Raw genomic sequence first — 7,015 nt, 5'->3', positions numbered from 1 at the left:
GATGTGGAATTAAATCCAGAGCAACATAAAGACGCTGCTTAATTATTTTAGGCGACAACTACCTTGAAAAACGCCGCCTCTTCCGAGCCATATAAGTGCGCAATTTCTAAGTCCAACCGCTCGCCTTCCAGCATGCAGCTTACATCAGGCCGAATAGGATCATTGTGCCAAATATGACGAATCACCTTGCCGGTATTATTTTCATAACAACGCATGAACAACTTGGCGGCCTGATGCTCAAGGGCTATTTTTTCTTTTTGGCTGTTGTGCATACTGACCTCCTAGCGACGATTAAAAAATACGTACTTTTTGTACGTAAGTATAAATTTAACTTTGGCTGCACCCCAGTATAATACGCTCAAAACAAAACAGTGTAAGAGCCTTCACATTGTCACTACTTCTTAATGGAATCCCTATGGAAAACGCACACAACAACACCTTCTCTTCTGGAATGGGATCAAAAGAATTCACATTATTAGTCGCGCTCTTAATGTCCATTGCCGCACTTTCAATCGACGCCTTGCTACCAGCACTTGGGGTAATCGGTGAAGAATTGGGTGTGGTCACAGCAAATCAGCCACAATTATTGATCAGTATGTTGTTCTTGGGTCTGGCGCTTGGTCAGTTAATTTGTGGGCCCTTATCGGACGCGCTAGGTCGACGCCCTATATTATTCAGCGGCTTTGCTTTGTATCTCGTTGGCACCTTGGTGTGTTATCAAGCAGAAAGTTTGTCGATGCTTATGTTTGGACGCTTCATTCAGGGTCTTGGTGTAGCCGGGCCTTATATTTCAGCCATTTCCTTGGTGCGGGATTTGTACCACGGTACTCAAATGGCACGAATTATGTCGTTGGTCATGATGATTTTCGTTTTAGTGCCCGCCATTGCGCCATCACTTGGGCAAGCCATTATGTATTTTGATGATTGGCGGGGCATCTTCGAATTATATCTTGCTTACGCCATTCTACTAATGGTTTGGATTGCTTGGCGTTTAAAAGAAACCTTACCGAAATCGAACCGCATTGCTTTCACGACAACCGGTTTTTACGAAGGTTTCAAAGAGGTACTTACCAACCGAATTACCGCCAGTTACACGGCTTGTATGGGATTGTTTTTCGGTAGTTTTATTGGTTATTTAAATTCATCACAACAAATCTTCCAAGTGCAGTTCAAAACTGGCAACCTGTTCGCCCTCTACTTTGGCTTACTCGCTTTAGTGCTAGGTTTTGCTTCCCTGCTCAACTCTCGTGTAGTAGAAAAACACGGCGCTAAATACATCGCCTTTCGTGCAATGTGTGTTGTCGTAATCGCCTCTACTGGCTTCTTTGGTCTGCATGCTTTTGTCGACATTACTCTTTGGATGTTCTTGCTTTATGCCGCGATATTATTCTTCTGCTTCGGTCTATTATTTGGCAACGTCAACGCTTTAGCCATGGAACCTATGGGGCACGTGGCAGGCATTGCCTCCGCTGTCATCGGCTCGGTCTCTTCTATTATGTCCATGTGTATTGGAACCCTCATTGGGCAAATGTACAACAACACTCTACTGCCAATCTCAGGCAGCTTCATCATCACCGGCGCGTTAGCACTTTGCATGATGTACTGGGCAGAAAAAGGGCGTGTTGTGGCAAAATCTTCAGCATAGTGTAAATATTTATGACACAAGTATGTAAAGTACCTCCACATTTGGTTATGATCGCTTTGCAATTTAAATTAATATCTTAAAGGGAGTTAACATGAAAAAAATCATCGCGGCCGCATTTTTGGCCTCCACTATGCTGCTAACTGGCTGTGCAACTATAATTTCTGGCTCTAACCAGACACTAACTTTCAATGCAAACGTAGACGACGTTAATGTTTATGTTGATGGTGCATTAATTGGTAAAACACCTGTTAGTGCACAGTTTAAGAAAAATAAAGCTCAGACTGTTATGTTCAAAAAAGAAGGCTATGAGCCAGTTACAAGATCGATCACGAAAGAGTTCGATCCAGTTGCTGTTCTAAATATTTTTTGGGACGTATCAACAACTGACTTTATTACTGGCGCAGTATACGAATACTCTCCAAATGCTATTTTCGTAGAAATGCCGCCTAAGCAACAGTAAGTCATGCTCTATAGAAACCAGCATTTAAGTTATTTTATAAAGCTTGTGCTGGTTTTTTTTACTTTAAGCTCTGATTTAACTGCCAAAACAATTCGATTCGATCCAAGTCTATCTGAGTTTTTACTGAAAAACGCCCTATCTCTTCAATATCAAATGAAAGCAAAAAAAGGACTTGGTTATAAAAGCCTAGTTAGTCAGATACAAAAATATGGATGTGGAGCTGAATTGCTTTCCACTCCATCTTTACTGGAAAAAATCGAGAGCTATGAATTCCATAAAAACTTCCTAACACTTTTAGACCAATGCTCTAAGAATTCATACTCTGAATATGAATATAATGAAGAACTGAACAAACTTCTTGAGAAAAAAGAGGCGTATTTAGTTATTGCTGGTGAAAGTTTAAAATCTCCTATGTCTTATTTCGGACACTCACTGATTGTCTTTTTAGATAAAGACGACTTTTACTTCTCTCCCGTTATTTCTATTCTCGCACCGACAGAGGGATTGTCCGCGATAGAACAAATTGGTAAAGGTGGTTTTTCATTTATCAAAGCTGAAATGAATGTTATTCCACTTCATCAAATTATCGATTTTTATAGTGACAAAGAATCGAGAGATCTTAGGTTTCTAAAACTTTCATCGAATACTTTTGATAGACAGAAACTAGTTGATTACTTTAATAACAAGCTTACTGATCAATTAGTCTATAATTTTTTCACTAAAAATTGTTCTACTTATCTTTATCAAGCACTTGACCACTCCTGTAGTTGTTTTACTGAAGCTTCTACAATCATCACTCCTGTAAAATTAGAAAAAACAGTTTTAGAGAATCATAAAGGTACTGTTAGCTTTTCTATTGATTCGCTTTTTAATAAGTTTAATGCAAGTTATGAAAAGCTAACCATTGACGAAAAAAGTCTAACCAAGAAAATATTCCTAGATGAACTAAGTCAATTTCCAGAAAACAGCACTGAAGCAGGACGTGCTGCAGTTCTAGCGTCAAAAATGAGCTTCAAAACCTATGCAACACCCAACGATGCTTATGAAAAAGTCATTAAAACATACGGCATGGATCACCTGCTTTTAGAAACACTGCCTGTGGGGAGCATCTTTGAAGAAAAAGAATTAGATGGGCTATCGATTTCATCTATAAAAGGTGTTTTTAGTGAAGGTTCAATGAAAATTAGAGTTTCTGCTGTTGATTTTGATCTTTTTGAGCAGCGAACAAAACACTTTGTCTCGTCAAAGCTTTCTGCTGGTGCTTTTGAGTTTTCAACGAAAAATGATGACACTTCACTAGAGAGTATTGATTTACTAAATATAAGAGCAATCACTCCACTTAACTTTGTTACAAAGAAGCCGTCTTGGAGCTTAAGAATTGGTGGTGAACGTAACTCAAACAATCATTTTCAAGGTATTTTGAGTGGAGGCCTTGGTGCCTCAATTTCTGTTAGGGGTTTAGTATTCTTTGCGTTGCCAAGCTTTGAATACACCTCCAATTTTGACTTACCTATTTACTCTGGCATTCTTTTCAATTCAGAGCAGTTATCTGCAAAGTACGAAACGAGAAACCTTGAAAGTCATAAAGTGAGCTTATATCGACGAGAAAATAATTATTTCGGTTATGAGTACAGCTTCCTAAGTGACGATAAAAACGCCGAAAAACATAGTTTTACGCTATCTTATTATTTTTAATGTATATGACCCCTTCTAATACTGGTCTAACTCATTTTTAATATAACGCACAAAGTCACTTCTAGATGCACCTCCTAAATTCATCAATGCCGGTGTCAATAGTGCTTCTCGACTAACGGCTTTCATGGCAAAGAGGTTTTCTGTTTTCACTGAAGTAAAGTCAACCCAGTCGAGCAATACTGCTTCAAGTACGGCTTCAAATTCTGCAAATAAAGCAAAGGTGGAAGGCTGCATTTTATGTTGTTCACCAAGCATTATCCGGTAGACGGCAAGATGCTCTGGCTTGTTAACCCAAGTTTCCCAAAGGGTAATCCATCCATCGGTAAAAGCTCTATCAGTGTGCTTTTTTAGCTTGTCTAAGCAGGTTTGCATTTCAATGTGAGATGCCTCGATCAGAGCGATAAGCACTTCTTCCCATAACACCAGTTTGGTTGGAAAGTTACTGTATACCGTGGGTTTGGACACAGCGGCGGTCTGTACCACTTGGTCAATACTGGTGCTTTGATAACCCTGCTTAGTAAACAAACCACCAGCGGCGGACACTATGTGCGCCTTTTTACTGGGTCTTCCTCTTGCCATAACATCCTCTGCATAAAAATAATATAAAGGGGCATTCCCTTTAATGAAACACTTGACGTAGCCCTATCATCGCATTAAATTAACTAAACGGTATAGTTAAATAATTAATTGGAGACACAGCATGCAAAGCGAGAACGGTTTCTACGGGCAGTACGGCGGTAGCTATATTCCTGAAATCCTTTTTTCCAGCCAGCAACAAATTCTGAACGCGTTTGAAGAGGCGAAGAATGACCCTGAGTTTCTCGCGGAGCTGAACAAACAATGGCAGCAGTTTTCTGGCCGTCCAACGCCGTTAACTTTTTGCGCTAACCTAACCGAGCATTTTGGTGGTGCGCAAATTTATCTAAAACGTGAAGACTTAAATCACAGTGGCGCCCACAAGATGAATAATGTGATTGGCCAAGGTTTATTGGTCAAACGCATGGGTAAAAAACGCGTTATCGCGGAAACAGGCGCTGGTCAACACGGTATTGCAACCGCCCTTGTGGCAGCGCGTTTAGGGCTGGAATGCACTATTTACATGGGTGCAAAAGACATCGAACGCCAGTACCCAAATGTGTTTTGGATGAAGCAGCTCGGTGCGACCGTGGTGCCCGTGACAACAGGTGCTCAAACTCTTCGTGATGCCTTAGACGAAGCACTTCGCGACTGGTCATCCAGCCATGAAGACAGCCATTACCTAATTGGTACGTCTTGTGGTTGTGCACCCTTCCCTGAAATGGTGGCGTTTTTTCAATCCGTCATTGGCAACGAAGTACGCGAACAAAGTGTCGCCCAGTTTGGACAATTTCCAGATCGTCTATACGCTTGCGTCGGCGGTGGTTCTAACGCCTGCGGTTTGTTTTTGCCATTTTTAGAGGACAAAGACGTCAAAATGGTCGGTGTTGAAGCCGGTGGTAAAGGTCTAGAACTGGGTGAACATTCGATTCGTTTGTCCCACAATTTAGGCCAGCCAGGTATCGCTCAAGGGTTTGCCACCATGTTTTTGCAAGACAAAGCAGGTCAGTTACAGGAAACTCACTCCATTGCAGCCGGTTTGGATTACGTTGGTGTATCTCCTATCATCGCGCACTTAACAGAAATTGGTCGCATAGATATGACCTACGCCATGGACGATGACGTCATCGACGCTTGTACCATGTTACTGAAAAAAGAAGGCATTATTCCGGCACTGGAATCTTCTCACGCCCTTGCGGGTGCCTTTAAAGATGCGCCGAATTTACCAAAAGACTGCAACATTGTGATCAACCTGTCTGGTCGTGGTGATAAAGACATCTTCAATGTGGCCAAAGCGGTACAAGATGAAACCTTCCCGCAGTTTTTAACCGACTATCTCGCGGCTTACCCAACGAGCCATTCTGATCAACAGGAGCAAAACGCATGAGCCAGTTAGCCGCTTTTATTGAAGAGAAAAAGACTCTCAAAGCAACGCGTCAGCAAGACCCTATTTTGTCTATGACCCACGTGGTTTATGGCTATCCGAGCGTTCAAGAAAGCTTGGATTGGATGGAAAGATTGATGAGAGAAGGCGTGGATTTCATCGAAGTCCAGTTTCCTTTTTCAGACCCCGTTGCCGATGGGCCAAGTATCGTCGCGGCGTGCCACAAGGCGTTAGAGCAAACACTAGACGTCGACACCTGCCTATCACAACTTGGTGAACTGGCCAAAAAATACGCCGACAGTCGTATTGTGTTAATGAGTTACCTTAATCCCATGTACCGTTTTGGCTTAGAAAAACTGGCGCAGCGTGCCGCAGAAGAAAACATTCAAGGCCTCATTTTACCCGATTTACCAATAGAACAAGCAGCGACGTATCAAGCGGCTTGCAAGCAAAATGACATTGATCCAGTTTGGTTGGTCACACCGGTAACACCGCCAGCACGCTTGGAAATGCTCGCCAGCCAAGCCAGTGGTTTCCTATATTGTGTTGCCCGCTCTGGAGTAACGGGGCATTCGAGCCATGAAAGCAAGGTTAAAAGCACTTCCCTTGATGATTACCTAGCGCATATCAAACAACATGCTAGTGCACCAATGGGTGTAGGCTTTGGTTTGCGTGAGCGAGCACAAATTGAACAGCTTATTGGCAAAGCTGACATCGCTATTTTAGGCTCTGCTTTGCTTGATGCTTATAATCAAGGCGGACAAGATGCCGGCATTAAATTAATAAACGATTTATTTAACTAATTTAGCTTTCTCTTTATTAATTTTAGTATGCAAAATAAAAGGGTAAATACATTATGTATTTACCCTTTTTAATTTCTAGCGTTTTTTACGGTATCAATTTAACTGTAAGAGCCAAACTACAATAAGATTTTATTGCTTAGGTAAAAGAACGGTATCAATAACATGGATAACACCGTTAGATTGTTTTACGTCAGCGATAGTGACGTTAGCAACACGGCCATTTTCATCTTCTAACATGATCTTATCACCCATGTAAGTTGCCATTAAAGTGCAGCCACCGATAGTTGGTACTGGGTGTTTGCCCATGTCGTCATCAACCATTTTCATGATGGCGCCAGATAAGGCATCGGCTTTTACAACGTGGCAAGCTAAAACTTTAGGGAAACTGCGATTAAGAATTCGCATTGTGCCCAGAATGCCTAATTTGGTTAAAAACCACAAAAAGTCACTCA

7 protein-coding genes and 1 pseudogene are annotated in these 7,015 nt (G+C 41.6%); 5 read left to right on the top strand and 3 right to left on the bottom strand.

Features of this window, described 5'->3' with window-relative positions; translation table 11 throughout:
- Positions 1 to 71: 71 nt before the first annotated feature.
- Positions 72 to 272 (bottom strand): annotated as a pseudogene (locus tag J9B83_RS15440) (hypothetical protein); the annotation flags it as partial.
- Between the two features lie 143 nt (positions 273 to 415).
- Here J9B83_RS15440 and J9B83_RS15435 point away from each other — a divergent pair.
- The 3 genes from J9B83_RS15435 (at position 416) to J9B83_RS15425 (ending at position 3,800) form a co-directional block, all read left to right on the top strand.
- Entirely contained in the window at positions 416 to 1,645 is a 1,230-nt protein-coding gene (locus tag J9B83_RS15435) for a multidrug effflux MFS transporter (RefSeq protein ID WP_211537693.1), read from the top strand.
- A gap of 91 nt (positions 1,646 to 1,736) precedes the next feature.
- Positions 1,737 to 2,105 (top strand): PEGA domain-containing protein, encoded by a 369-nt coding sequence (locus tag J9B83_RS15430; protein ID WP_211537692.1) that lies wholly within the window; start codon positions 1,737 to 1,739, stop codon positions 2,103 to 2,105.
- Positions 2,106 to 2,108: 3 nt separating this feature from the next.
- Positions 2,109 to 3,800 carry a lipoprotein N-acyltransferase Lnb domain-containing protein gene (locus tag J9B83_RS15425; protein WP_211537691.1) on the top strand — a complete coding sequence of 564 codons (1,692 nt, stop codon included), beginning with the start codon at positions 2,109 to 2,111 and terminating at the stop codon, positions 3,798 to 3,800.
- A 15-nt stretch (positions 3,801 to 3,815) separates the two neighbouring features.
- Here the strand turns inward: J9B83_RS15425 and J9B83_RS15420 are convergent, their stop codons facing one another.
- Positions 3,816 to 4,379: a TetR/AcrR family transcriptional regulator gene (locus J9B83_RS15420; protein ID WP_211537690.1), complete on the bottom strand. Its 564-nt coding sequence runs from the start codon at positions 4,377 to 4,379 to the stop codon at positions 3,816 to 3,818.
- Positions 4,380 to 4,500: 121 nt separating this feature from the next.
- Between J9B83_RS15420 and trpB the strand changes: the two genes are divergently transcribed.
- Both trpB and trpA read left to right on the top strand, forming a co-directional pair.
- Entirely contained in the window at positions 4,501 to 5,763 is a 1,263-nt protein-coding gene (gene trpB / locus J9B83_RS15415) for a tryptophan synthase subunit beta (RefSeq protein WP_211537689.1), read from the top strand.
- Complete coding sequence (trpA, locus tag J9B83_RS15410; RefSeq protein ID WP_211537688.1) at positions 5,760 to 6,563, top strand: tryptophan synthase subunit alpha; 804 nt, start codon at positions 5,760 to 5,762, stop codon at positions 6,561 to 6,563. Before trpB ends, trpA begins: the two co-directional genes overlap by 4 nt.
- A gap of 129 nt (positions 6,564 to 6,692) precedes the next feature.
- On the opposite strand, the gene J9B83_RS15405 is transcribed toward trpA, so the two are convergent.
- Positions 6,693 to 7,015: fasciclin domain-containing protein (locus tag J9B83_RS15405; protein ID WP_236037354.1), on the bottom strand; the 323-nt coding region annotated here is incomplete at its 5' end.

The organism is Marinomonas vulgaris, from assembly GCF_018145875.1.
GTDB classification, from domain to species: Bacteria; Pseudomonadota; Gammaproteobacteria; order Pseudomonadales; family Marinomonadaceae; genus Marinomonas; species Marinomonas vulgaris.
This window is presented reverse-complemented; position numbering and strand designations above follow the sequence as displayed.